This window comes from Catellatospora sp. TT07R-123, assembly GCF_018327705.1.
In the GTDB taxonomy this organism is placed as follows: Bacteria; Actinomycetota; Actinomycetes; order Mycobacteriales; family Micromonosporaceae; genus Catellatospora.
In genome coordinates this window covers 3,702,832-3,727,153 of sequence record NZ_BNEM01000002.1, presented here as the reverse complement: position 1 = coordinate 3,727,153, position 24,322 = coordinate 3,702,832, and the positions used below count along the sequence as shown (strand labels likewise).

Here is a 24,322-nt window from a genome sequence, read left to right as displayed (position 1 = left end):
TCGAGGGCGGTTTCACCCGGTAGTTGCAATTAGCTGTTCCTGGAGTACTTCGGCTGGTGTTCTGAAGCCGAGGATCTTGCGGGGTCGTCCGTTGATCTCAGCGGCGACCCCGTCGAGGTGTTCCTGGGTGTGGACGCTGAGGTCGGTGCCTTTGGGCAGGTATTCGCGTAGTAGGCCGTTGGTGTTCTCGTTGGTGCCGCGTTCCCAGGGGCTGTGGGGGTTGGCGAAGTAGACCTGGCAGTCGGTGCGGGCGGTGAACAGCTTGTGGGAGTGGGCCATCTCGAAGCCGCGGTCCCAGGTGAGGCTGCGTAGTAGTTGGCGGGGCAGGTGGGTCAGTCGGTCGGCGACGGCTTCGGCGACGGCGGCGGGGTCGTGGTGGTCGGGCAGGGCGGTCAGGGTGAGGTAGCGGGTGGTCCGTTCCACGACGGTGGCGATGCCGGACCTGCCGTGGGCGCCGATGATGAGGTCGCCTTCGTGGTGGCCGGCGGTCTTGCGGTCGGCGGCGTCGGCCGGGCGGGTGCTGATGTGCGGCAGGTCGGCGAACCGGGCGCGGCGGCCGTCGGGCTGCGCCGGGCGGCGGTGGGCGCGGCCGGTGCGCAGGACCGGCCGTTCGAACAGGTCCTTCAGGCCGCCGCGGGCCTGCACATAGATCGCCAGGTAGATCGTCTCTGCGGACACGTGCCACTCCGGGGCGTCGGGATGGGCGAAACGCAATCGTCCCGCGATCTGCTCCGGTGACCACCGCTTGGCCAGCCCCGCCACGACCGTGTCGCGCAACGGCCCCGGGACGGCCAGCTTCGCCGGCTTGGGCCGCCGCGCCCGCCGCCCGGCCCGCAACTGCGCCAGCACCGCGTCATAGCGGAGCCGGTACGCCCGCACCAGCCGCCCGCCCGGACCCCTGCGCCGCAGGTGAGGCGGCCCGTAACGGTCATCGCCGTTACGGGCCACCTCCCGGCACACCGTCGAGGCGTGCACCCCGACCGCGATCGCTATCTGGACCTGGGTGAACCCCGCCGCCCAACACCGCTGGATCGTCGCCCGCTGCTCTGCCGTCAGCCGCTTACCCGGCACCGCCCAACCCCCACCACTTGTCGCGTCGGGCGGTACAACCCGAATTGCAACAACTGGTTGTGATCAAGGAGATCGAATTCGTTGTAATAGGCCAACGTCTATCAAAAACGGGTGGTGACGGGGTGCGTCAGGCGGGGGAGAGGGTGCGGCCGAGGAAGTCGAAAGCCGCCGGGGTGATGGTGTTCCAGTACCGGCGGGTGTGCCCGCCCTCGGCATACGCCGCCTTCGCGCCCGGAATCCGCCCCTCCAGCTCGCGTACCGCGTCGTAGAACCCGTCCTGCCGCCCGCACCACAGCGACACCGGCGTCCCCGCCAGCCCCGCCGCACCGGCGAACACGGCGTCCCCGCGGGCCACGGCGGGCGAGAACGCCGCCACCGCCCGGTGCGCCCCCGGGAACCGCTCGGCCAGCCGCAGCACGCCGTACCCGCCCATGGACCAGCCCCACAGTGCGATCCGGCCGACGTCGAAGCCGCGCTGCCCGCACCAGGCCGGCAGTTCCTCGGCGGCCATCCGGCCCGGGTCGTCGGCGCCTGAGGGCTCCCAGCGCAGCCGCCCGCCGGTCGCCCCGGCCAGCACGAACGGCGGGACGCCCCGGCGCACCGCGTCGGTGAGGAACCGGCCGAAGCCGAAGCGCGGGAAGTCGGCGGCGGTGGCCGACGCCCCGTGCAGCACCAGGCAGACCGGCAGGCCCCGGCCGTCGCCGTGGCCCTCGGGCACGGCGGTGTAGAAGTCGACCTGCCGGCCCCGGGTCGCCGAGTCGCGCTGCTCCACCCGCTCGTCACCCAGCGGCACGGCCGGGATGAGCTCGAAGCCGTCGTCGTCGGGGGTGTCGGCGAAGGCGCGCCACACCCCCAGCCCGGCCACGGCCGCACCGGCGGCGGCGCCGCCCAGCAGCAGGGCCCGGCGGCGGTCCATCAGCCGTCCCGGCTGGTGGTCCAGCGGAACCCGAACAGGCACAGCACCAGGCCGCCGACGCACCAGGCGCCGAGGACCAGGGCGACCTTGCCCAGCTCGTACGAGCCGGCGACCTCCTGGGCGGCGAAGTCGGCGGGCAGGAACACCGAGCGCAGGCCCTGGCACATCCACTTGAGCGGGAACAGCGCCGCGAACTGCTGCATCCAGTGCGGCAGCGACGAGTACTGGATGAACACGCCCGAGGTGAACTGGAGGATCAGCGCGATCGGGGTGACCACGGCCGGGCCGGAGCGGCCGGACTTGGCCACGCCGGAGAAGGCGATGCCACACAGGGTGCACGCGGTCAGGCCGAGCACGCTGACCCAGGCGAAGGTGAACCATTGCTGCCCGGTCGCGGGCAGCGAGATGTCGTAGAAGGCGACCGCGACGGTCAGCAGCAGCACGATCGACAGCAGCGCCAGCGCGGCGACGCACAGGATCTTGCCGCCGAAGTAGACCCACTTCGGCATCGGCGTGGACCGGTAGCGCTTGAGCACGCCGCGGTCGCGCTCGATCGGGATGGTGATGGCCAGGTTCTGGAAGCCGGTGGCCATGATGCCGGAGGCGATCATGCCGGTGACGAAGTACTGCGACAGCGTCACCGCCGGGCTCACCCCCTCCGGGGTGATCACGGTGTTCTTGAAGATCGATCCGAAGATCAGCATCAGCATGACCGGGAACAGCAGCGTGAAGACCAGCGACTCGCGGGTCCGGACGAACTGCTTGAACTCGATGCCGCCCTGTGCCAGGGCCAGGCTCAGTCCGTTCTCGCTCATGCCGCCTGCTCCTTCTCGCCCAGCATCTCCAGGTAGATGTCCTCCAGCGTCGGCCGGGTGACGGTCAGTTCCGGCACCTCGCCGCCGAAGCGCTCCGACAGCCGCCGTACCGCCTCGGTGGGCTGGTCGGTCTGCTCGGAGCGCGCCTGGCCGTCCTCGCGCCAGGCGACGCGGGCCGTGGCCTGGTGCCGCCCACCGAGCTCGGCCGGGGTGGAGACGGCCAGCATCACGCCCCGGTTGATCACGCCGACCCGGTCGGCCAGCGCCTCGGCCTCGTCCAGGTAGTGCGTGGTGAGCAGGATCGTGGTGCCGTGGTGGGACAGCTGGCGGATCAGGTCCCAGAACTCGCGGCGGGCCGCCGGGTCGAAGCCGGTGGTCGGCTCGTCGAGGAACAGCAGCTCCGGCTGGTTCACGATGCCCAGGGCCACGTCCAGGCGGCGCTTCTGGCCGCCGGACAGCGTGTGGGTGCGGGAGTCGGCCTTGTCGCTCAGCCCGACCCGCTCGATCACCTCGGCCGGGTCGGCGGCGTTCGGGTAGAAGCGGGCGAAGTGGCGCACGACCTCGCCGACCTTCAGCTCGTCGAACTCGCCGGTGCCCTGCAGCACCATGCCGACACGCCTGCGCCAGTCGGTGCCCGCCCTGGCCGGGTCGACGCCGAGCACGGTGACGTCGCCGCCGTCGCGCTGGCGGAAGCCCTCCAGGATCTCCACAGTGGTGGTCTTGCCCGCGCCGTTCGGCCCCAGCAGCGCGAACACCTCGCCGCGCCGTACCGCGAGATCCACGCCCGCGACGGCCTGGTTGTCCCGATAGGACTTGCGCAGACCGGAAACGCTGATCGCCAGCTCTTCGTCAGTCACACGGGCACGATACGCCCCGCCCGGGGCGGCGCCGATCCCGCTGCGGGACAGGGAGACCTGCGAGGACGGGGAGATCTGCACGACGCGATCACCAGTGAGATTGTTCACCGGCTCAAGTTACTGAACGTTCACTTAGCATCGGCGTATGGAACCTCGCCTCGCCGACCGGGACCGTCCCTGGGTCATGCGGACCTATGCCGGGCACTCCAGCGCCGCGGCGACAAACGCGCTGTTCCGGCGCAACCTGGCCAAGGGCCAGACCGGGCTGTCGGTCGCCTTCGACCTGCCCACCCAGACCGGGTACGACGCCGACCACGAGCTCGCCGCGGGCGAGGTCGGCCGGGTCGGCGTGCCGGTGGCGCACCTCGGCGACGCCCGCGCCCTGTTCGACGGCATCGACCTCGCCGCCGCGAACACCAGCATGACCATCAACGCCACCGCGATGTGGCTGCTCGCGCTGTACGTCACCGTCGCGCGGGAGCAGGGCGCCGACCCGCAGGGCCTGGCGGGCACCACCCAGAACGACATCATCAAGGAGTACCTGTCGCGCGGGACGTACATCTTCCCGCCCGGCCCGTCGCTGCGGCTGACCACCGACGTCGTCGCGTGGACGGTGGCCAACGCGCCCGCCTGGAACCCGGTCAACATCTGCTCGTACCACCTCCAGGAGGCTGGGGCCACGCCCGTGCAGGAGGTCGGCTTCGCGCTGGCCACCGCCGTCGGGCTGCTGGACCGGGTGCGCGAGGGCGGCCAGGTCGCGCCGGAGCGGCTCGGCGACGTGGTGCAGCGGATCTCGTTCTTCGTCAACTCCGGCGTGCGCTTCGTCGAGGAGATGGCGAAGATGCGCGCGTTCACCCGGCTCTGGGACGAGATCACCCGCGACCGGTACGGCGTCACCGACCCGAAGCAGCGGCGGCTGCGGTACGGCGTACAGGTCAACTCGCTCGGGCTGACCGAGTCGCAGCCGGAGAACAACGTCGCCCGCATCGTGCTGGAGATGCTCGGGGTCACCCTGTCGCGCGACGCGCGCGCCCGCGCGGTGCAGCTGCCCGCCTGGAACGAGGCGCTGGGCCTGCCCCGCCCCTGGGACCAGCAGTGGTCCCTGCGCCTCCAGCAGATCCTGGCGTACGAGTCGGACCTGCTGGAATACCCCGACCTGTTCGCCGGGTCGCATGTCGTCGAGGCGCTGGTCGACGAGATCGTCACCGGAGCGCGCCGCGAGCTGGAGCAGATCCTCGACCTCGGCGGCCCGGTGGCGGCGGTGGAGTCCGGCTACCTCAAGAGCGCCCTGGTCTCCTCGCTGGTCCGGCGGCGGCAGCGGGTCGAGTCCGGGCAGGACGTCGTCGTGGGCGTCAACCGGTACACCGAGACCGAGCCGTCCCCGCTGACCGCCGCCGGCGCCGAGGCCATCGAGCAGGTGGATCCGGCCGTGGAGCAGGCCGTGATCGCGTCGGTGCGGCAGTGGCGCGAGCAGCGCGACGGCCGGGCCGCCGCCGCGGCGCTGGACCGGCTGCGCGCCGACGCCGCCGGGCGGGCCAACCTGATGACCGCCACGCTGGCCTGCGTGCAGGCCGGGGTCACCACCGGCGAGTGGGCGGGCGTGCTGCGCGAGGTGTTCGGCGAGTACCGGGCGCCCACCGGCCTGGCCGGGGTCACCGGCGGGGCTGACGAGGGGCTGGCCCGGGTTCGCGAGCGGGTCCGGGCCACGGCCCGGGAGCTGGGGCGCGAGCGGCTGCGGCTGCTCGTCGGCAAGCCCGGCCTGGACGGGCACTCCAACGGCGCGGAGCAGATCGCCGTACGCGCCCGCGACGCCGGGTTCGAGGTGATCTACCAGGGCATCCGGCTGACCCCGGCGCAGATCGTCGCCGCCGCCGTCCAGGAGGACGTCGACCTGGTGGGCCTGTCGGTCCTGTCCGGCTCCCACCTCAACGCCGTCCCGGCGGTCCTGCGCGGCCTGCGCGAAGCGGGCCTGCCCGACCTCCCGGTCGTCGTCGGCGGGATCATCCCGGACACCGACGCCGCCACCCTCCTGGAGGCAGGCGTGGCCCGCGTCTTCACCTCCAAGGACTTCGCCCTCACCGACATCATGGACGAGCTGGTCACCGTCGTCCGCGCCACCCGGGTGGTCAGCTGAGGTCGGTCAGGGTGAGCAGAGCTGTCGACAGCATGCCGGCCAGGGCGACCAGGGCGGTGGCGCCCGCGTCGAGGCGGGCGCCCCAGTAGCGGTCGGCGAGGTCGCGGGCAGGGATCAGGCCGGCCAGCGGCGCGGCGAAGATCAGCAGCCAGCCGGTGACGAAGCCGAGCGGGCCGAGCGTCTGCAGGCTCAGGCCGAGCAGCGCCACGGCGGCCGAGCAGGCGGCGCCGACCGCGAACAGCAGCGGCAGCACCAGCGGCGGCAATGCCTCGCCGCCGCGCCGGGCCCGGTCGATACGGGCGGCGGCGGCCTCCAGCAGCGCGATCGGGTCGGGCACCGCGCCCTCCGGGGTGCCCGGGGCCGGGATCGGGGTCGGGGTCGGGCCGAGGCGGCGGCCGCGGCGGCCGCGCACCTCCTTCAGCTCGTCCCACAGGGCGCCCGCGGCCAGGTCCGTCTGGGCCATCACCTTCTGCGCGTGCGCGGCGCGGGCACCGGCGGCCACCACCGAGTCCTCGGCCGCCGCCAGGTCGTGCTCGACCGTGGCGACACCGTCGGCGTGGGACTGGTTGGCCGCGGCCAGCGCCGTCTCGTGCCGGCGCGAGGCGGCGACCAGGTCGGCGATGAGGGCGCGGTAGCGCGCCGCCGGGGTCGAGGTCACGGGGCCACCTCGTACGGGATGACGAGTTGCGGCCGCTGGTGCACGGCCCGGTCGAAGTGCAGCGCCCGCCCGGGGCGCGGCGCCCAGACGGGTCCGCCCGCCTGCGGGTACAGCGGGGACAGTTCGGGGCCGTGGACGTCCAGGGCCACCCAGGCGCCGATGGCGTCGAACCGGGCGCCGACCCCGCCCAGGTCGTCGCGCAGCCGGGCCACCGTGCGCCACCAGCCCAGCAGGTGGGTACGCCGCTCCGGCCCCCGCGCCAGCACCGTGCGCAGCAGCTCGTGGCCGGTGGGCAGCCCCGGCCCCGGCTTGGCGGCCAGCCGGTCGTGCACCGCGTCCAGCGCGAAGCCGAACACGTAGTGCGGGGTCTCGTCGGTGTCGGCGGCGGCCGTGCGCAGCAGTTCGACCACGGCGTCGGCGGTGTACCAGTCGCAGCGGTGCCGGGCGGCGACCACGGCGTGCAGCGACTTCGCGGCGGTGGTGGCGTCGTCGTCCAGGCACAGCAGGCTGAACCGGGCCGTGCCCGGGGCGTGCTGGCCCGCCAGGGCGTGCCCGGCCGACAGCAGCACCGCGCACGCCTCCTCGACCCGGGTGCCCAGCACCGCCAGGTTGCGGCCGGGCGCGCGGTTGAGCCGCAGCGTCGCGGGCCGGCCGGTGACGTCGATGGTCTCGCCGAGCAGCGCGACCGCACCCAGCCGCGACAGCAGCTCCGGGTCCGGGGTGGGCGGCAGCAGCGGGAACAGCGGCCGGGCGTCGCCGTCGAACAGCCGGGGCGGCTCGGCGCCCTCCGGCCGGGCCAGCCACAGCTGCTCCTGGAGGCTGAGCCAGGTGCCGCGGTCGCCCGCGTCGGGCAGCCGTACGACGGTGTTGGCCGACGGCACGCCCGAGTCGGCGTTGACCACGGCGTGGCAGCGGGGGATCAGCTCGGCGGCCAGGTTCACGTCGGACAGGATCCGGCGCGCCTTGGGCAGCGCGATGCGCAGCGTGAACTGCGAGACCAGGCCGGACCGGCCCCACAGCGCCTCGATGCCGGAGACGTCCTGGCTGGCCAGCACCAGGTGGATGCCCTGCGACCGGCCGCGCCGGGCCAGGTCCTCCAGCAGGTTGACCGCCTCGGTGGTGACCGCGTCGCGGGCGCCCAGCAGCACCTGGAACTCGTCGATGACCGCGACGATGCGCGGCCAGCTGCCGGTCGGGTCCTCGGCGCGCAGCTCGGCCAGCTTGGTCGCCTCGTGCGCCTTGGCGGCGGCCGCGCGGCGCTTCAGCTCGTCGGCGAGGTGGCGCAGCAGGGCCAGGCCGAACTCCCGGTCGGCGTTCACGTTGACGCCGACCAGGCGCACGTGCGGCAGCCAGCTCGGGTCGCGGGTGCCCGGCGCGAACCGGGCGAACGACACGCCCTCCTTGAAGTCGAGCAGGTACAGCGCCAGCTCGTCGGGGGAGTGGCGGGCGGTGAGGGCGGCCAGCCAGCAGTACAGCAGATTGGTCTTGCCCGAACCGGACGGTCCGCCGATCAGCGCGTGCGGCGGGTCGTCGCCGAGCACCAGTTCGATCAGGCGCCCGTCGGTGCCCTCGCCGATCGGGGCGCGCAGCGCCTCGGCCGAGGACTGCTGCCACATCTGGTCGGGCAGCAGCGCCGCGAACGGCACCGGCGGCGGTCCGGCGGTGGCCTGCTCGGCCAGGGCCCGGCAGACGCCGGTGAGCAGCGCGGCGCTGGGCGCCGGGTCGAGCTGCACCGGGATCTCGCCGGTCAGGCTGGTCCGGGCGGTGCCCGCGCCGATCACGATCGACTCGACGCCGGTATCGGCGCCCAGCTCGAAGCCCCGGCAGATCAGATGCACACCCGCCGCCACCCCCGTCCGGGCCACCCGGTCCAGCTGCGCCCGCTCGGCCCGGGACAGCTCGGCGCCGTTCGGGTCGGCCAGCAACACCGCCACCCGCCACGGCTCCGGGCGGCGGCCGGTCTCGGCGGCCAGCTCGGCGACGCTCAGGTACACCCCGCCGAGCACGTTCTCGTTGATGCGGCGGATCTGCTCGGCGAGGTCGTCCAGCAGCGGCCCGAGGCCGCCCGGCCCCAGGTACGTGATCATGCCGCCGGGGGCGAGCGGGGCCAGTCCGGCCAGGGCGCCGCCGAGCTGGCCGGGGTCGTACACGGTGAGCCGCAGCGACCCGGCCGGGACGCTGGCCAGCGCGCGCAGCAGCAGCGCGCCGATGAGCCCGTCGACGGTGGCGACGGCGTCGCCGGACAGGCTCAGGTGCGCCGCGTCCAGCAGCGGCACCAGCGCGGGCGGCGCGTCGGCGCCCGGTTCGTGGCCGAGCACGCCGATGCGCAGCAGCCCCGGCGCGAAGCCGTTCTGCTGGTCCGGCTTGGCGCCGGGGCGCCACGCCGACCAGACCGTGCCCGCCGCGCCCGGGGCGGCGGCCTCGGCCAGCTCGCGCAGGGTGCCGGTGAGCTTGCCGGTCTCGCGCTGCCAGCGGGTCTGCGCCTCGGCGCGGGCGGCGTCGCGGGCGTCCTGGAGTTCCTGGCGGCGCCGGGGTGCGGAGCGGCGCACCGCCTCCAGCTGCTCGGCTGCGGCCTGGCGGGCGGTGACCGTGGCGGCCTGCGCGGCGCGGGCGGCGTGCCGGGCGGCGGACAGCTCCCGGCGCACGGCCGCGACGATCCCGCGGCCGCCCGCCCGGGTCTCACCGGAGCGGGCGGCGACGGGATCGTCGGGCAGCGGCGGCTCAGCCACCGCTGCGGCGCTTGGTGGGCTGCGTGACCCGGCCCAGCTCGTCGACGGCCGACCGCCGCCGACCGCTGTCGGTGATCCGCAGCGCGGCCCGGTGCGACTCGGCCCGCTCGGCGGCCCGCTGCTGGGCGGCCCCGGCGGCGGCGCGCTCGGCCTCGATGATCTCGGTCAGCGCGCCGTCGTCGCGGCCGGTGGCGCGCAGCATGGCGGCGACCAGCACGGCAGCGGCGGTGGCGGCGTCGACCGGGTGCGTCGGCGTACGGTCGGCGGGCCGGTGCGTGCGGGCGTGGCAGACGCGCGCCACGATCTCCTCGGCGGCCTCGGGGGGCAGCTGCGGGAGCAGCTCGGCGGGCAGCGGCAGCGCGGCGCGGCGCACCCGGGCCAGGTCCTCCAGGCGCGGCGGGTAGCCGACGAGCTCGGCGGCGAGGTGGCGGACCAGCGGCGGTGCGATCGCGGCCAGGGCCAGGCCGATGGCGGGCCCGGCGGCGGCCAGATGGCGGTGCAGGCGGCGGCGGTCGCCGTCCAGCGCGGCGCGGGCGCAGCGGCGCAGCAGCTCGGCGGTGGACTGGGCGGCGTCGGCGCGGTCGCCGGCCAGCGTGTCGACGGCGAAGGACTCGCCGGTCACGGCGGTGACGCGCTCGCCCCACCAGTCGGACAGGCCGCAGTCGGCCGCGGCCCGGGCGGCTTCGCCCCGGCCGGCCTGTACGGGGACGGCGGCGGTCCAGCCGTCGTCGGGACGCCGGTGGGCGTCCACGGGCATGCCCAGCGCCAGCGCGTACTCGTCGAGGGAGTCCTGGGCCACACGCAGCGCGGCCGCGGCGTGCTCCAGGCGCTCGACGGCGCGGCTGAGGTCGGGCACGGCGACCGGCGTGGCGCTGTGGTGGAGCACCCAGGCCAGCAGGCCCGACGCCGTACGCAGCCGTTCGGTCGCCCCGGCCACCTGCGGCAGGGGCAGTTCCTCGCGGGCGAGGCGGAGCTGGTCGGCCAGATCTTCGACGAGACTCATGAACGCGGCCTCACAGCGTCGCGACGTACGACTCGGCCTGCGCGACCGCGTGCAGGGTCGCGGTCAGGCATTCCTCCAGCTCGGTGGCGGCCTGGGCCAGTGCCGCCTGGGCGGCGGTGACCGCCTCGTGGCCGGAGCCCTCGACCGCGGTGGCGAGGCTGAGCTGCGCCTCACCGAGCCGGTCGTTGGCGGAGCGGACCGCGTCCTGGCCTTCCTGCACATGCAGCATGGCGGCATCGATGGCGGCTTTGACCTCGGCGACGCTGGCCACGGCACCTCCACGGGGGATCAGAATAAGATGAACCTCCGAGAGTATGCCGTTTTACCCTGTTTAATAGCCTTTCGCCACGCCTGCGGGCCAGCGTTACTTTTATGACAGAACTTTGCGGGCGCGCCGCTGGCGACGCTTGCGCGCCGCGGTCACGGCGAGTAGGACCAGCAGCGCCACACCCAGGATGACCAGCACCGGGATGATGATCGCCACGACCGACAGGCTCACGCTCGCGGTGTCCTCGACCGTGGAGACCACCGGCGCGGCCACGCCGACCGTCGCCAGGTTCAGCGCGGGTCTGGCCACCGCCTTGGTGCCGTGCACCGTCAGCGAGATCAGCACGCCGATCACGATCGGGATCCACATCTTCTGCGTGAACAGGTCGGCCGGGTTCTCCACCGTCACCGTCTGCGAGCCCGACCCCGCGGCGAAGGCCATGCCGCCCGCGGTCGGTCTGACCACGGTCTGCACGATGTCGTTGACGCTGTCCACCGCCGGGATCTTGTCCGCGACGAACTCGATCGCCAGCAGCACCCCCAGGAGGAGCAGCACCCACCCGTTGCTCAGCCAGTGCCACGGCCCCGGCAGCGTGATCAGATGCGTGTACCGGGCCAGCAGACCGACCACCATCAGCGGAATGTAGGCGTTGAGCCCCGCGGCGGTGGCCAGACCGGTGCCGGTCAACAGTTCGAGCACGGTCCAAGCATGGCACCTTCCGGGCGACACCGCCTTTCGAGCGCCGGACGTCCCATCGCCTAGGCTGGGTCGGTGCGCCTCGTCATCGCCCGCTGCACCGTCGACTATGTCGGCCGTCTGTCGGCCCACCTGCCCTCGGCCAAGCGCCTGCTCATCGTCAAGGCCGACGGCTCGGTCTCCATCCACGCCGACGACCGGGCCTACAAGCCGCTGAACTGGATGAGCCCGCCCTGCAAGCTCCAGGAGGGCCCCGGCGTGTGGCGGGTGGTCAACAAGGCCGGCGAGGAACTGCGGATCACCCTGGAGGAGATCTTCGAGGACACCTCGCACGAGCTCGGCGTCGACCCCGGCCTCCAGAAGGACGGCGTGGAGGCGCACCTGCAGGAGCTGCTGGCCGCCGCGCCGCAGACCTTCGGCGAGGGGTACACGCTGGTCCGGCGCGAGTACATGACCGCGATCGGCCCGGTCGACCTGCTGTGCCGCGACGCCGGGGGCGCCCACGTCGCGGTCGAGGTGAAGCGGCGCGGCGAGATCGACGGGGTGGAGCAGCTGACGCGATACCTGGAACTGCTCAACCGCGACCCGCTGCTGGCGCCGGTGGCGGGCGTCTTCGCCGCCCAGGAGATCAAGCCCCAGGCGCGCGTGCTCGCCACCGACCGGGGCATCCGCTGCGTCGTCGTCGACTACGACCGCCTCCGCGGCACCAAGCGCGACGAGCTCACCCTCTTCTAGGGCGCGCTCAGGGGGTCGGTGCAGTTTCGGGGAAGGTGCAGGAATCCGGACTCGGATTCGAGCACCTTCCCCGAAACTGCACGAAGGCAGATCAGCGTGAGCGGCCGTGGAGGAACTTCACGGCGGCCATGGCGAGCTTCATGCCCGCCGGGGTGCGGCGGAAGGTCAGCAGGGCCGGGGTGCTCGGCATGCGGCGCTTGGCGATGGACTTGGCGCGGGTGAACTCGCGCAGCCCGTCCGCGCCGTGGATGCGGCCGAAGCCGGACCCGCCCACCCCGCCGAACGGCAGCTCGGGCAGCACCGCGAACGCGAACGCCGAGTTCACGGCGGTCATGCCGGTGCGCAGGCGGGCCGCGATCTCCATCCCGCGCCCCTTGGAGAACACCGACGAGCCCAGCCCGTACGCCGAGTCGTTGGCCAGGGTGATCGCCTCGTCCACGCTGGCGACCTTGGTCACCACGATGGTCGGGCCGAACGTCTCCTCCCGCACCGCGGCCGAGTCGTGCGGGACGTCGACCAGGATCGTCGGGCGCACGTACGCCCCGCGCACCGAGTCCGGGCCGCCGAGCAGGGCGCGGCCGCCGTCGGTCAGGGCGGCGTCGATGTGGCGGGCGATGATGTCGCGCTGGCCGGGCATGGTGATCGGGCCGACCTGGGTGTCGACGTCGATCCGCTCGGTCTCGGCGACCAGCTTGGCCACGAAGTCGTCGTAGACCTTGGCGTGCACGTACGCCCGCTCGATGCCGACGCAGGCCTGGCCCGCGTTGAAGTTGGCGCCCCAGGCCGCGGTCTCGGCGGCCTGGGCCAGGTCCGCGTCCTCGGCCACGATCATGGCGTCCTTGCCGCCGCACTCGATCAGCACCGGCGTCAGCGACTCGGCGCAGGCCGCCATCACCTTCGCGCCGGTCGGGCCGGAGCCGGTGAAGGCGAGCTTGTCCACGCCCGAGCGGCACAGCGCCGCGCCGACCTCGCCGCCGCCGTGCACGATCTGCAGCACCGGGTGCTCCGGCACGACCTCGTTGAAGGCGTCGACGTAGAACTGGCCGATGGCCGGGGTGTACTCGCTGGGCTTGAAGACCACGGCGTTGCCCGCGGCCAGCGCGTACGCGATCGAGCCGAACGGGGTGAAGATGGGGAAGTTCCACGGGCCGATGACCCCGATGACGCCGTACGGCTGGTACTCCAGGTAACCGGCGTACTCCAGCTGCATCAGCGAACCCGGCACCCGGCGGCGGCGCAGCACCCGGCGGGCGTGCTTGGCGGCCCAGGCGGCGTGGTCCACGGCGCTGACGATCTCCAGCAGCGCCTCGTCGACGGGCTTGCCGCCCTCGCGGTGCATCAGCTCGGCCAGCGCCTGCATCCGCTGCACCAGCAGGCTGCGCCAGCGCAGCACCCGGCGGCGCCGTTCGCGCCAGCCGAGCCCGGCCCACCATGCGCTCGCGGCGCGGGCCCGCTCGACGGCCGCCGCGACGTCGGCGGCGCTCGCCACGGGCAGGCGCGCCACCTCCTCGCCGGTGGCGGGGTTGGTGGAGATCAGCTCGCCCGCGCTGACGACACTGGCACCGGGCTGCGGCTGGTTCGTCGTGGTCACGGGCGCAGTCTAGAACTACCGGTGAGTAATCCGAAACATCCTCAGGCTTTCAGATGTTCGGCGATCAGGTGGGCCGCGACGGCGGCGGGGTCGGGCAGCTCGTCGTTGTCGTACAGATCCTGGAACCGCTGCCGGCCCGCGAAGTCCGCGCCGCGGATCGCCTCCTGCATGCCCGTGTCCATCACGCCCGGGTTCACGCTGACCACGCTGAACCGGGGGTCGCGCTCGTACTGCTGCGCCACGTGGGCGAAGAACTCCTCGCCGCCGCGCTTGGTCGCCGAGTACGCCGACCAGCCGTCGATGACCCGGTGCGCGGCACCCGAGGAGACGAACATGAGCCGCACCCGGCGCACCAGCGGCGGCAGGGCCGACAGCAGCGAGTTGGTCAGCGCCATCGGGGCGGTCAGGTTGATCGTCACCGAGGCCAGCAGCTCGTCGGTGGGCAGGGTGCCGACCGCGCCGATCGGCGCCACCACGGCCGCGTTGTGGATCAGCACCACCTCGTCGGCGTCGGCGATCAGCTCGCCCAGCTCGGGGGCGGTCGGCAGGGAGGACGGTTCGGCCAGCTCGCAGTGGCGCAGGATCAGCTTCGGCCCGGCCAGCATGCGCTGGTTGTCGGTGAACGTCCGGCCCAGGGCCAGCACGGTCGTGTCCGGCTCGGCCAGCAGCTGGTTGAGCAGGGCCTCGCCCAGCCCCCGGGACACCCCGGTGATGACGACATAGCGCACGCCGCCAGCCTAGTCGCGGCTGATGATCCGTGATCGTGGACGCTGGGTGTCGCTATGGCAGCATCCAGCGTCCACGATCACGGATCATCAGGCCGGGGTTACTCGTATTCGGTGCCGCCCTTGCGGGTCAGGTATGCCGTCGAGACGAGCTTGCCGATGGCGCGACCGGCCGTGACCGGGCTGTAGCGCTCCGCCGCCGGTCTGACCACCAGGCCTTCCCGGATGTTGGCACCGGTGCCCGAGACCGTCTCCACGCCCTCGGCCAGCGCGGCGAGTTCCGCCTCGTCGTACGGCCCCCGGAACAGCACCGGCACGGCGGGCACGTCGTACGCGGCGGTGTAGGCCGCCACCTCGTCGGGCGTCAGCCAGCGGATCTCGCCGCCGACGTCGGCCGCGATGTCGAACACGGCGTAGCCGGGCCGGGTGCTCGCGAGCACGCCGTAGCCCAGGTCCTGCACGCCCCGGCCGTACACCTCGCCGAAGACGCCGACCCGGGCCGCGCCGAGGTCGGCGGCGACGGCGGCGGCCAGCCGCGGCAGGTCGTACGCCCGGATCGCCCGCCAGTAGAGGTTGCTGTCGGCCTCCCTGATCGCCAGCCGCTGCCTGCCGAACCCCTTCGACGAGGCCAGCACCGCACCCGAGTCCGCGACCAGCGTCATCAGGCACGCCGAACCGTGGATCTTCTCGGTGGCCACCACCGGCTCGCCCGCGCTGAACAGCTGCGGGTACCGGCGGATGTTCTCCACCTCCAGCCACGGCAGCAGGTCCTCGGCCGCGTGCATGTCTCCGGCGAGATGGACCGGGATCGGCGGGACCCACTTGGTCACGCCGAGCGCCTCGGCGAAGTCGGTGCCCGCGGCGGCCGCCTCGGCCAGGTCCAGATCCGCCAGCGCCTTCGGGCGGCAGACGATGCCCTGGGACAGCTCGCCGCGCAGCCGTACGGCGGTGATGCGGTCCTTGGCCGGGCCCGCCAGGCGTCCGGTGAGGCCCAGCTCGGCGATGAGCGGCTCGGGTAGCACCGAGCCTTCGGGCAGGTAGACGGCGTGGTCGCCGGTGCGGTAGGCGCCCTTGGCCACGACGGCGCGCAGGCGTCCGACCTCAGCGAGTTCGAGTGCGTCGGCGTTGGGGTGCGGATGGATCACCAGCCGCTCGGCGACGACCTTGAGTATCGACATGCGAGAGATCGTCCAGCGCGGGCGACCGACCGGCAATCGCTTTACCGCGCCCACCCGCGCGGTCGAGGCAGGGGCCAGCGGAACAGGAGGCTGAGCATCGACGCGCCAGTGGCTTTGTTCACGCCGGGGACACGATGTGGCGGACCGCCACCCGTGGCAGACTCCGCAGTAACCTTAGCGGTCGTTCGGGAGGACTGGGTGAGCACTGTGGCTCGCGAGATCAATACGGTCGGCGTCGTCGGTCTGGGCACCATGGGTGCGGGCATCGTCGAGGTGTTCGCCCGCAACGGCCTGAACGTGGTAGCCGTCGAGATCAGCGAGAACGCGCTGGAGCGCGGCCGCGACAACCTCACCGGCTCCACCGACCGCGCGGTCGCCAAGGGCAAGCTGTCGTCCGAGGACCGCGACGCGCTGCTCTCGCGCGTCGACTTCCAGGTCGGTCTGCCCGCCCTGCACAGCGTCGACTTCGTGATCGAGGCCGTGCCCGAGCACCTGGACCTCAAGCAGGCCATCTTCGCCGAGCTGGACCGGGTCTGCCCGCCGCACGCCATCCTCGCCACCAACACCAGTTCGCTCAGCGTCACCGAGATCTCGGTCGCCACGCACCGGCCGAACCAGGTCATCGGCGTGCACTTCTTCAACCCCGCGCCGGTCATGAAGCTGGTGGAGATCATCCGTACCGTGGTGACCGCCCCCGAGGTCGTCGCCGACGTCGAGGCGCTGTGCGCGCGGCTGGGCAAGGTCGACGTCACCATCAGCGACCGGGCCGGGTTCATCGCCAACGCGCTGCTGTTCGGCTACCTCAACCACGCCGTCACCATGTTCGAGAACCACTACGCGACCCGCGAGGACATCGACGCGGCCATGAAGCTCGGCTGCGGCCTGCCGATGGGCCCGCTGGCGCTGATGGACCTGATCGGCCTGGACACGGCGTACGAGATCCTCGACACCATGTACCGCCGGGGCGGCCGCGACCGCCGCCACGCCCCGGCGCCGCTGCTCAAGCAGATGGTCACCGCGGGGCTGCTGGGCCGCAAGACCGGGCGCGGCTTCTACACGTACACCAAGAGCGGCTCGCCGGTCGTCGTCGCCGACGGGCTCACCCCGTCCGGCGCCGAGCAGTCCTCGGCCGCGCGCCGCATCGGCACCGTCGGCGTGGTCGGCTCCGGCACCATGGCCACCGGCATCATCGAGGTCTTCGCCAAGGCCGGGTACGAGGTGCTGAGCGTGACCCGCGGCGCCGAGAAGTCCGCCAAGGTCTGCGAATCCGTCAAGACCTCCCTGAACAAGGGCGTGGTCCGGGGCAAGCTGACCGAGGCCGAGCGCGACGCCGCCATCGGCCGCATCACCTGGTCCACCAACCTGGACCACCTGTCCGACGCCGACCTGGTCGTCGAGGCCGTGGTCGAGGAGCTGAGCGTCAAGAAGGCCCTGTTCGCCAGCCTCGACGAGATCTGCAAGCCCGGCACCGTCCTGGCCACCACCACCTCCAGCCTCCCCGTCGTCGAGTGCGCGATGGCCACCCAGCGCCCGGCGGACGTGGTCGGCCTGCACTTCTTCAACCCGGCGCAGGTGATGCCGCTGGTCGAGGTGGTCGAGACGATCCGGACCAGCCCCGCCACCCTGGCCACGGCCAAGGCCGTGGTCGGCAGCCTCGGCAAGACCGCCGTGGCGTGCGCGGACCGGGCCGGGTTCATCGTCAACGCGCTGCTGTTCCCGTACCTCAACGACGCGGTGAAGATGCTGGAGGCCAGCTACTCCTCGGCCGACGACATCGACGCGGCGATGAAGCTGGGCTGCGGCTACCCGATGGGGCCGTTCGAGCTGCTGGACGTGGTGGGTCTGGACGTCTCGCTGGCCATCCAGCGCGAGCTGTACCTGGAGCTGCGCGAGCCCGGCTTCTCCCCGGCCCCGCTGCTGGAGCACCTCGTCACCGCCGGCTACCTCGGCCGCAAGACCGGCCGCGGCTTCCGCGACCACACCCACCGCTGACCGCCGCGACGACCCTCTCTCTCGGCCAAGTTGCCGGGCAATCGGGCGTATGAGCACCTGCCGAGTGCCCGATTGCCCGGCAACTTGCGCGATCTTGAGCGCTCGCGGCGCTTGCAGGGCGCGGGGCGGGGCGGGCGGGTCGGCGGTCCGGTCACGGGCTGGGTGGTGACGTTCGGGGGCACCAGTACCCTTGGTCGACATGAGCCCGCGTCGCAACAATCCGAAGGATCGCGCCGACCGCGATCTGGACGAAGGCATGTCCCGGCGCGGGATCGAGCACGTCCGGGACGATCCTGACGGCGAGTGGACCGTGCGGCACCTGTCCGGGGACACCTCCGACAAGGCGTACCGCTGTCCCGGCTGCGACCAGGAGATCCCGCGCGGCGTGGCCCACGTGGTGGCCTGGCCCTCGGACGGCTGGGGCGACCCCGGCGACCGCCGCCACTGGCACACCACCTGCTGGCGCGGCCGCCACCAGCGCAAACCCAACATCCAACGCTCCCGCAACGCCCCCCGCTACGGCTGACCCGCGCCGACCCCGCGCTGCCGCGCCGACCCCGCGCTGCCGCGTGCAGTTTCGGGGAAAGTGCAGGAATCTTGGACGGCGTTCGTGCACTTTCCCCGAAACTGCACGAACACACCGCCCCGCCCCGGGCCCGGCCGCCCCGGGCCCGGCCGCCCCGGGCCCGCCCCGGGCCCGCGCTCGCGAGCGGGAGCGGGAGCGGGGGGTGCGGATGTCCGCGCCGGGTGTGATCACCGCGACGGCGGGCGGGCGATGATTAGCGGGGGTGCGGGCGGGCAGACTGGTGGGCGTGACTGCCATCCGCGCCAACTCGATCCTGCCCGCGCGCCGGGAGGAGATCGAACTGCATACCGCCGACGGGCTGCGCCTGGTCGGGGAGCTCGCCGCGCCCGCCGACCGCGACCCGGTGGCGACCCTGATCTGCCTGCACCCGCTGCCCACCCACGGCGGCATGATGGACAGCCACGTGTACCGCAAGGCCGCCTGGCGGCTGCCCGCGCTGGCCGGGATCGCGGTGCTGCGCTTCAACACCCGCGGCACCGCCAGCGTGCGCGGCACCAGCGAGGGCGCGTTCGACCACGCCGTCGGCGAGCGCTTCGACGTCGCCGCCGCCATCGAGTACGCCGAGTTCCACGAGCTGCCGCACCGCTGGCTGGTCGGCTGGTCCTTCGGCACCGACCTGGCCCTGAAGTACGGCTGCGACCCCGCCGTCGAGGGCGCGATCCTGCTGTCGCCGCCGCTGCGCTTCTCCCAGCCCGACGACCTGGCGGTCTGGGCCGCCTCGGGCCGCCCGGTGACCGCGCTCGTGCCCGAGTTCGACGACTACCTGCGCCCAGCCGAGGCGCGGCAGCGGTTCGCCGCGATCCCGCAGGCGGAGGTCGTGGGGGTGCCCGGCGCCAAGCACCTGTGGGTCGGTGACGCCGAGACGGTGCTGGACGCGATCGTCGCCCGCGTCGCGCCGGGCGTCCCCGTCCCGCTGCCGACCACCTGGGACGGCCCGATGGAGTACGGCGACGCCAGCGCGTACGCCGACCGGACCGTGGCCGCGTTCGCCGACAAGCCGGTCCCGTCCCCCGACGGAGCCTGAGCGCCGCCGGGGCGACCCGGCCTCAGCGACCGGGCCTCAGCGGGCCGGGCGGGTCTGGTCCGTGGACAGCGTGACCGTCTGCTCACCGGTGTTGAGCATGACCGTCTGCTCGTCGGCGGGCTCCTCAGCCTGAGCGGGCACGGCAGGCGCGGCGGCCTGGGTGGGCGGCTCCTCGGCCGGGCGCAGAGCCTCGTCGCGGCGCCGCTCGGCCTGCTCCGCCTCACGCTGCGCCGTCGCCAGCCGCTCCTGCCCGGCGGCGAGCTGGCCCTTCAGCTCGGACAGCCGCTGCTGCACCTGCGCCACCTCGGCCTGCACCGAGGAGAGCTGGCCGCGGGTGCCCACCAGCTCCTGCTGCGCGCGCTCGGCGGCGGCCTGCTGCTGCGTGGCGGCCTCGCGGGCGCGGGCCGACTCCTGCTCGGCCTGCGAGACGCGCTCGTCGGCGGCGGCGCGGATGCCCCCGGCGGCCTGCTCGGCGGCGGCCCGGATGGCGGCGGCGTCCTGCTGGCCCTTGGCCCGGGCGGCGGCGGCCTCCTGCTCGGCCTGGGCGACGCGCTGGTCGGCGGCGGCCCGGATGTTCGCGGCGGCGGCCTCGGCGGCCGCCTTGGCGGCGGTGAGGTCCTTGTCGGTCTGGATGCGGCGGGAGGCGGCCTCCTGCGCCGCGGCCGTACGCATCTGCTGCGCCTCCAGCTGCGCGTGGGCCAGCAGGTCGCGAGCCTCGGCGCGCAGGCGCTGCGTCTCGCTGCTCAGCTCGTCGCGGCGGCGCTCCTCGTCCTTGCGCTCGTCGGCGCGGCGCGACGCGAGCGCCAGGTCGAAGTCGCGGGTGGCGGTGGCGGCCCGGTCGCGCGCGTCGGCGAGCAGACGCTCGGCCTCGGCCCGCTGGTCGGCGATCTCCTGCGCCGCGTTGTTGCGCAGGTCGTCGGCCTGGTCCTCGGCGATGGTCAGGATCTGCTCGACCTTGGCACCGAGGTGCCGGAACGAGATGCGGGCCGGCACCGAGCGGCGGGCGGCGTCGCTGAGCTCCAGCTGGAGCTGCTGCACCTGGCCCGCGAGGGCCTGCACCTGAGAGAAGGCCTGGTCCCGCTCCGCGGCCAGGGTCGACAACTCCGACTCGACGTTGGTGACGTAACGGTCCACCTGCTTCTTGTCGTAGCCCCGCAGGGCGACGTCGAAGCTGGGTTCCGATGAGACGCCCTCACCGAGTGCAAACAGGTCTCCGCCATGCGACATGCGGTCCATCTTCACATAAAAGGCCACGCCGCACCCCTCCTGGAAAGGGCACGGCGTGACCTAATGCGAAACGTGATCGGCTATCTGCGCTGCGTGTTCGCCGCCGGGGTCAGGCGCCCTCGGCGGCCTTCGGCTTTTCCTCCGCGGCGGGGGCCGGAGCCGGGGCGCCGACACCCGGGACGATGCCGGCCAGACCGGACAGCATCTGGCCCAGCTGCGCGGTGACCGCGTTCTTCTGGCGGGTGAGGTCCTCGACCTCGCGGCGGGCGGCGTTGGTGGTCAGCTCGGCCTCGTTGCGGGCCTCGGTCACCAGGCGGTGCGCCTCGGCCTTGGCCTCGTTGACGGCCTTCTCCGCGCCAGCGCGCGCCTTCTCGGTGGTCTCGGCGGCGGTGCGCTCCGACTCGACCCGGCGGGCCTCTGCACGCTGCTCGATCTCCTTGGCCCGGTCCTCGGCGGCACGGGCGCGCTCCTCGGCCTCGCCGACCAGCTTCTGCGTGGCGGCGACGGCGGCGGAGTGACGCTGGGTCTCCTCGCGCTCGGACTTCTCCCGGCGCTCGGCCAGCTCCAGCTGGAGCGCCTGCAGGTCCTTGTCGCGCTTGTCGCGCGCGTCGGCCAGCATCTTCGAAGCCTCGGCGCGCTTCTCCTCCGCCTCGCGGGCGGCCTTGGCGCGCAGCTGGGTGATCTCGCGCTCGGCGGTGGCGCGCAGGGTGGCGACCTCGCGCTCCACGGTGGCCTTCAGCTCGGCGACCTCGTGCGAGGTGGCCGTGCGCAGCTGCTTGGTCTCGCGGTCGGCGTCGGCGCGCAGCGTGTCGGCCTCGCGGCGGGCCTGCACCCGGACCTCGGCGGCCTCGCGCTCGGCGGCGGTGCGCAGGTTGCCGGCCTCGCGCTCGGCGGTCGCCTTCATGGCGGCGGCCTCGGCCCGCGCCTTGTCGGTGATCTCGCGGGCCTCGAGGCGGGCGGCGGACAGGATGCCCTCGGACTCCCGCTTGGACTCGCCGCGGTGGTCGTTGGCCTGCTCCTCGGCCAGGCGCAGGATCTGCTCGACGCGCGTGCCGAGCCCGGAGAGGGTCGGGCGGCTGTTCTCCTCGAGCTGCTTGCTGGTGTCGGTGAGCTTCTGCTCGACCGAGCTCAGGCGCTGCTCGGCCTGGCGCAGCCGACGCTGGGCGTCGTTCATGCGCTGCTCGGCCTCGTTGCGGGCCTGCTCGGACTGGACGAGCTGGGCGTTGAGGCGACCGACGAAGTCATCTACCTGCGTACGGTCGTAACCGCGCAGGACGACAGTGAAGTCATGCTGGGTGTTCGCGCCATCGAAGAACGCGACGTTGGACGGCTGCTGGGGCATTGGGACATACTCGCAGATGACCCTGGGTGCTCCGCAAGAGCGTGGGGGCACTTTCGCCCACCGGACGGTCAGTCGATTGCAAACGGATGATCCGTAAGCGAAGGCAATCGTCTGATTTGCCGGAGATGCCCGGTGCACAGGTGTGGGGCGGAACACAACTGTGACCGTTCGGCCACCGCTGCCCGTCCCTCGGCGATACCGGGGGTGGACGGGCATCCCTAGGGTCTATATGTGTCTACGTCGATGCCATCGACCCCGTCCGAGCCCGAGCCGCCAGAGAGCGGCCTGGGCCTGCGCGACGAGCTGTACTGGATCCTCCCGATCGGGATCACCCTGGTCGGCGGAGTCGCATTCCTGCTGATCAATCAGAACTGGGGCGCCAACGTAGCCGCCATCCTCGCACTGCCGGTCGAGGTGGCCGGGGTGGTCTTCGCGGTCCTCACCGCGAAGGGGGTCGGCGGCCTGGGCGGCGCCCGCAAGCCCCGGATCCCGCGCAACCGGCGCCGGATCACCGTCTACCTCTCGGTGCTGATCCTCGCGGTGAGCGGTGTCGTCTACTACTTCGTCCGCGAGCCCGACCCGTACGAGTTCCTCTCCGGCGACGTCCGCATCGGCTACGTCGAGCCCGGCTACCCGGGCTGGCACGAGGGCAACGGGCTCGGCCGGCACGGGTTCAACGTCTCCGTGGCGCAGGCCCTGCTCGACTACTTCCCGAAGATGACCAGCATCCAGTGGGTGCCGCTGGAGGACAACGACGACCGGATCGCGGCGCTGACCGGCGACAACCCGGTGCAGTTGGTGATCTCCAACTTCTCCATGACCGAGGCGCGCAAGGAGCTGATCGACTTCGCGGGGCCGTACTTCAACGACGTCGAGGGGTTCGCCACGCACGACAGCACCGCCGAGACGGTGCACGACATCCACCGCGTCTGCGTGCCGTCAGGGTCGACGGCCGAGCTGCGGCTGCGCAAGCTCGGCTACGACGTCGTCGTGGAACCCACGCTGCGCGCCTGCTTCCAGCGCTTCTTCTCGGGTTCCGAACCGGACCTCGCCGTCTCCACCGACCTGGCGATCATCCAGGCGTACGTCGGGTCGCTGCCGCCGGACAAGCGCAAGGAGGTGCCGAGGTTCCTGTCCGTCGGCGTCGAGCAGTACGGCGTCGGCCTGCCCAACAACTCCCCGAAGCTCTGCGCGAAGGTCAACGAGGCGCTGTCGCAGTTCCTGCGGCTGGGCTGGTCCAACGCGTTCAAGGCCACGCTCGGCCAGCTGGGTCTCAAGGAGATCGACACCGTGCACAGCATCGAGCACCGTCCCGAGCGCACGGACCCCTGCGAGCCCGCGGCACCCTGGCGCAAGTGAGGACCGCGGGGCGGCGCGCGGTGTGGCGCCCCGCCCCGCGGCTGGCGGTCAGACCCCGCGGAAGCGGTTGATGGCGGTGAGGTGGCGGGCCCGCTTCTCCTGGTCGCGTACGCCCAGACCCTCCTGCGGGGCCAGGCACAGCACGCCGACCTTGCCCTGGTGGGTGTTGCGGTGGACCTCGTACGCGGCCTGGCCGGTCTGCTCCAGCGGGAACGACTTGGACAGCGTCGGGTGGATGCGGCCGAGGTCGACGAGCCGGTTGGCCTCCCACGCCTCGCGGTAGTTCGCGAAGTGGCTGCCGACGATCCGCTTGAGCGACATCCACAGGTAGCGGTTGTCGTACTGATGCTCGTAGCCGCTGGTCGAGGCGCAGGTGACGATGGTGCCGCCCTTCTTGGCGACGTACACGCTGGCGCCGAAGGTCTCGCGGCCCGGGTGCTCGAACACGATGTCGGGGTCGTCGCCGCCGGTCAGCTCGCGGATGCGCGCCCCGAACCGCTTCCACTCCGAGGGGTCCTGAGTGGTCTCGTCCGACCAGAACTGGTAACCCTCCGCGACGCGGTCGATGACCAGGTCGGCGCCCATGCGGCGGCACAGCTCCGCCTTGTCCGGCGAGGACACCACACAGACCGGGATCGCGCCGCCGTTGAGGGCCATCTGCGTCGCGTACGACCCGAGCCCGCCGCTGGCGCCCCAGATCAGCACGACGTCGCCCTGCTTCATGTTCGCCCCGTGGTGCGAGACGAGCTGCCGGTACGCGGTGGAGTTGACCAGCCCCGGGCTGGCCGCCTCCTCCCAGGTCAGGTGGGCGGGCTTGGGCATCAGCTGGTTGGCCTTGACGATCGCGAGCTGTGCCAGGCCGCCGTAGTTGGTCTCGAACCCCCAGATGCGCTGCTGCGGGTCGAGCATGGTGTCGTCGTGGCCCGCCGCGTCCTCCAGCTCGACGTTCAGGCAGTGCGCCACGATCTGGTCGCCGGGCTTCCACTTGGTGACCCCGGCGCCGGTGCGCAGCACCACGCCCGCCGCGTCCGAACCCACCACGTGGTAGGGCAGGTCGTGGCGCGCGGTCAGGGGCGACAGCCGTCCGTACTTCCTGAGGAAGGCGAAGGTCGACACCGGCTCGAAGATGGACGTCCACACGGTGTTGTAGTTGACCGCGCTGGCCATCACGGCGATCAGCGCCTCGCCCGGCCCGAGTTCGGGCGTCGGCACCTCCTGCAGGTGCAGCGACTTGCGCGGGTCCTTGTCGCGGGTGGCCAGGCCGTCGAACATCGCGGCCTCGTCGGCGCGCACGACCATGCCCTGGTAGGCGGCCGGTACCGGCACCGAGGCAAGTCGGCGCAGGTGCTCGGCGGGGTCGGCGGAGCCCTCGGCCTCCATGATCACGTCGAGGATGTCTTGCACGGCGCCACCTCC

At 73.0% G+C, this 24,322-nt stretch carries 21 protein-coding genes; 6 read left to right on the top strand and 15 right to left on the bottom strand.

Annotation, left to right across the window (positions count from 1 at the left end; all coding sequences use genetic code 11):
• Nucleotides 1-12 precede the first annotated feature (12 nt).
• From Cs7R123_RS36400 to Cs7R123_RS36385, 4 genes are all read right to left on the bottom strand, one after another.
• A complete protein-coding gene (locus Cs7R123_RS36400; protein ID WP_212824477.1) occupies nucleotides 13-1,071 on the bottom strand; it encodes an IS30 family transposase in 1,059 nt (352 codons plus the stop codon).
• Between the two features lie 127 nt (nucleotides 1,072-1,198).
• Nucleotides 1,199-1,987: an alpha/beta hydrolase-fold protein gene (locus Cs7R123_RS36395; protein ID WP_212833384.1), complete on the bottom strand. Its 789-nt coding sequence runs from the start codon at nucleotides 1,985-1,987 to the stop codon at nucleotides 1,199-1,201.
• Nucleotides 1,987-2,802 (bottom strand): ABC transporter permease, encoded by an 816-nt coding sequence (locus tag Cs7R123_RS36390; RefSeq protein WP_212833383.1) that lies wholly within the window; start codon nucleotides 2,800-2,802, stop codon nucleotides 1,987-1,989. The genes Cs7R123_RS36395 and Cs7R123_RS36390 overlap by 1 nt, the downstream gene beginning before the upstream one ends.
• Nucleotides 2,799-3,659 (bottom strand): ABC transporter ATP-binding protein, encoded by an 861-nt coding sequence (locus Cs7R123_RS36385; RefSeq protein ID WP_244872370.1) that lies wholly within the window; start codon nucleotides 3,657-3,659, stop codon nucleotides 2,799-2,801. The genes Cs7R123_RS36390 and Cs7R123_RS36385 overlap by 4 nt, the downstream gene beginning before the upstream one ends.
• 145 nt (nucleotides 3,660-3,804) lie before the next feature.
• Here Cs7R123_RS36385 and Cs7R123_RS36380 point away from each other — a divergent pair, with 145 nt between their 5' ends.
• On the top strand, nucleotides 3,805-5,793 hold the full coding sequence (locus Cs7R123_RS36380; RefSeq protein ID WP_212833382.1) for a protein meaA: 1,989 nt from the start codon (nucleotides 3,805-3,807) through the stop codon (nucleotides 5,791-5,793).
• Here the strand turns inward: Cs7R123_RS36380 and Cs7R123_RS36375 are convergent.
• The 5 genes from Cs7R123_RS36375 to Cs7R123_RS36355 all read right to left on the bottom strand — a co-directional run bounded on the left by Cs7R123_RS36375 (nucleotide 5,786) and on the right by Cs7R123_RS36355 (nucleotide 11,150).
• Nucleotides 5,786-6,451, bottom strand: a complete 666-nt coding sequence (locus Cs7R123_RS36375; protein ID WP_212833381.1) for a hypothetical protein — start codon at nucleotides 6,449-6,451, stop codon at nucleotides 5,786-5,788. The genes Cs7R123_RS36380 and Cs7R123_RS36375 overlap by 8 nt on opposite strands.
• On the bottom strand, nucleotides 6,448-9,108 hold the full coding sequence (locus Cs7R123_RS36370) for an FtsK/SpoIIIE domain-containing protein (protein ID WP_212834957.1): 2,661 nt from the start codon (nucleotides 9,106-9,108) through the stop codon (nucleotides 6,448-6,450). The genes Cs7R123_RS36375 and Cs7R123_RS36370 overlap by 4 nt, the downstream gene beginning before the upstream one ends.
• A gap of 64 nt (nucleotides 9,109-9,172) precedes the next feature.
• On the bottom strand, nucleotides 9,173-10,183 hold the full coding sequence (locus Cs7R123_RS36365; RefSeq protein WP_212833380.1) for a hypothetical protein: 1,011 nt from the start codon (nucleotides 10,181-10,183) through the stop codon (nucleotides 9,173-9,175).
• A 10-nt stretch (nucleotides 10,184-10,193) separates the two neighbouring features.
• On the bottom strand, nucleotides 10,194-10,454 hold the full coding sequence (locus Cs7R123_RS36360) for a hypothetical protein (protein ID WP_212833379.1): 261 nt from the start codon (nucleotides 10,452-10,454) through the stop codon (nucleotides 10,194-10,196).
• Nucleotides 10,455-10,553: 99 nt separating this feature from the next.
• On the bottom strand, nucleotides 10,554-11,150 hold the full coding sequence (locus Cs7R123_RS36355) for a DUF4126 domain-containing protein (protein WP_212833378.1): 597 nt from the start codon (nucleotides 11,148-11,150) through the stop codon (nucleotides 10,554-10,556).
• A gap of 72 nt (nucleotides 11,151-11,222) precedes the next feature.
• Between Cs7R123_RS36355 and nucS the strand changes: the two genes are divergently transcribed.
• Nucleotides 11,223-11,882, top strand: coding sequence for an endonuclease NucS (nucS, locus tag Cs7R123_RS36350; RefSeq protein WP_212833376.1), 660 nt, complete (start codon nucleotides 11,223-11,225; stop codon nucleotides 11,880-11,882).
• A gap of 91 nt (nucleotides 11,883-11,973) precedes the next feature.
• Here nucS and Cs7R123_RS36345 read toward each other — a convergent pair whose 3' ends face one another.
• From Cs7R123_RS36345 to Cs7R123_RS36335, 3 genes are all read right to left on the bottom strand, one after another.
• Nucleotides 11,974-13,473, bottom strand: coding sequence for an aldehyde dehydrogenase family protein (locus Cs7R123_RS36345; protein WP_212833374.1), 1,500 nt, complete (start codon nucleotides 13,471-13,473; stop codon nucleotides 11,974-11,976).
• A 41-nt stretch (nucleotides 13,474-13,514) separates the two neighbouring features.
• Complete coding sequence (locus Cs7R123_RS36340; RefSeq protein ID WP_212833372.1) at nucleotides 13,515-14,201, bottom strand: SDR family NAD(P)-dependent oxidoreductase; 687 nt, start codon at nucleotides 14,199-14,201, stop codon at nucleotides 13,515-13,517.
• A gap of 98 nt (nucleotides 14,202-14,299) precedes the next feature.
• Complete coding sequence (locus Cs7R123_RS36335) at nucleotides 14,300-15,376, bottom strand: RNA ligase (ATP) (protein WP_212833370.1); 1,077 nt, start codon at nucleotides 15,374-15,376, stop codon at nucleotides 14,300-14,302.
• 207 nt (nucleotides 15,377-15,583) lie between these two features.
• Here Cs7R123_RS36335 and Cs7R123_RS36330 point away from each other — a divergent pair, with 207 nt between their 5' ends.
• The 3 genes from Cs7R123_RS36330 (at nucleotide 15,584) to Cs7R123_RS36320 (ending at nucleotide 18,978) form a co-directional block, all read left to right on the top strand.
• Nucleotides 15,584-17,368 carry a 3-hydroxyacyl-CoA dehydrogenase family protein gene (locus tag Cs7R123_RS36330; RefSeq protein WP_212834955.1) on the top strand — a complete coding sequence of 595 codons (1,785 nt, stop codon included), beginning with the start codon at nucleotides 15,584-15,586 and terminating at the stop codon, nucleotides 17,366-17,368.
• 199 nt (nucleotides 17,369-17,567) lie between these two features.
• Nucleotides 17,568-17,894 carry a hypothetical protein gene (locus Cs7R123_RS36325; RefSeq protein WP_374707066.1) on the top strand — a complete coding sequence of 109 codons (327 nt, stop codon included), beginning with the start codon at nucleotides 17,568-17,570 and terminating at the stop codon, nucleotides 17,892-17,894.
• A 286-nt stretch (nucleotides 17,895-18,180) separates the two neighbouring features.
• A complete protein-coding gene (locus tag Cs7R123_RS36320) occupies nucleotides 18,181-18,978 on the top strand; it encodes an alpha/beta hydrolase (protein ID WP_212833368.1) in 798 nt (265 codons plus the stop codon).
• A 36-nt stretch (nucleotides 18,979-19,014) separates the two neighbouring features.
• Here Cs7R123_RS36320 and Cs7R123_RS36315 read toward each other — a convergent pair whose 3' ends face one another.
• Complete coding sequence (locus tag Cs7R123_RS36315) at nucleotides 19,015-20,205, bottom strand: hypothetical protein (RefSeq protein ID WP_212833366.1); 1,191 nt, start codon at nucleotides 20,203-20,205, stop codon at nucleotides 19,015-19,017.
• 109 nt (nucleotides 20,206-20,314) lie between these two features.
• The gene (locus Cs7R123_RS36310; protein WP_212833364.1) at nucleotides 20,315-21,547 is read right to left on the bottom strand and encodes a DivIVA domain-containing protein; all 1,233 of its coding nucleotides are present in this window, start codon (nucleotides 21,545-21,547) and stop codon (nucleotides 20,315-20,317) included.
• Between the two features lie 231 nt (nucleotides 21,548-21,778).
• Between Cs7R123_RS36310 and Cs7R123_RS36305 the strand changes: the two genes are divergently transcribed.
• Complete coding sequence (locus Cs7R123_RS36305; RefSeq protein ID WP_212833362.1) at nucleotides 21,779-22,906, top strand: transporter substrate-binding domain-containing protein; 1,128 nt, start codon at nucleotides 21,779-21,781, stop codon at nucleotides 22,904-22,906.
• Between the two features lie 48 nt (nucleotides 22,907-22,954).
• Here the strand turns inward: Cs7R123_RS36305 and ccrA are convergent, their stop codons facing one another.
• A complete protein-coding gene (gene ccrA / locus Cs7R123_RS36300; protein WP_212833360.1) occupies nucleotides 22,955-24,310 on the bottom strand; it encodes a crotonyl-CoA carboxylase/reductase in 1,356 nt (451 codons plus the stop codon).
• Nucleotides 24,311-24,322 lie beyond the last annotated feature (12 nt).

What these genes read in the sequence shown, in the direction of transcription:
- Cs7R123_RS36315 (WP_212833366.1), bottom strand. Translation starts at nt 20,205, where the DNA reads ATGTCGCATGGCGGAGACCTGTTTGCACTCGGTGAGGGCGTCTCATCG.
- Cs7R123_RS36325 (WP_374707066.1), top strand. Translation starts at nt 17,568, where the DNA reads ATGAGCCCGCGTCGCAACAATCCGAAGGATCGCGCCGACCGCGATCTG.
- Cs7R123_RS36390 (WP_212833383.1), bottom strand. Translation starts at nt 2,802, where the DNA reads ATGAGCGAGAACGGACTGAGCCTGGCCCTGGCACAGGGCGGCATCGAG.
- Cs7R123_RS36310 (WP_212833364.1), bottom strand. Translation starts at nt 21,547, where the DNA reads ATGCCCCAGCAGCCGTCCAACGTCGCGTTCTTCGATGGCGCGAACACC.
- Cs7R123_RS36335 (WP_212833370.1), bottom strand. Translation starts at nt 15,376, where the DNA reads ATGTCGATACTCAAGGTCGTCGCCGAGCGGCTGGTGATCCATCCGCAC.
- Cs7R123_RS36365 (WP_212833380.1), bottom strand. Translation starts at nt 10,183, where the DNA reads ATGAGTCTCGTCGAAGATCTGGCCGACCAGCTCCGCCTCGCCCGCGAG.
- Cs7R123_RS36395 (WP_212833384.1), bottom strand. Translation starts at nt 1,987, where the DNA reads ATGGACCGCCGCCGGGCCCTGCTGCTGGGCGGCGCCGCCGCCGGTGCG.
- Cs7R123_RS36380 (WP_212833382.1), top strand. Translation starts at nt 3,805, where the DNA reads ATGGAACCTCGCCTCGCCGACCGGGACCGTCCCTGGGTCATGCGGACC.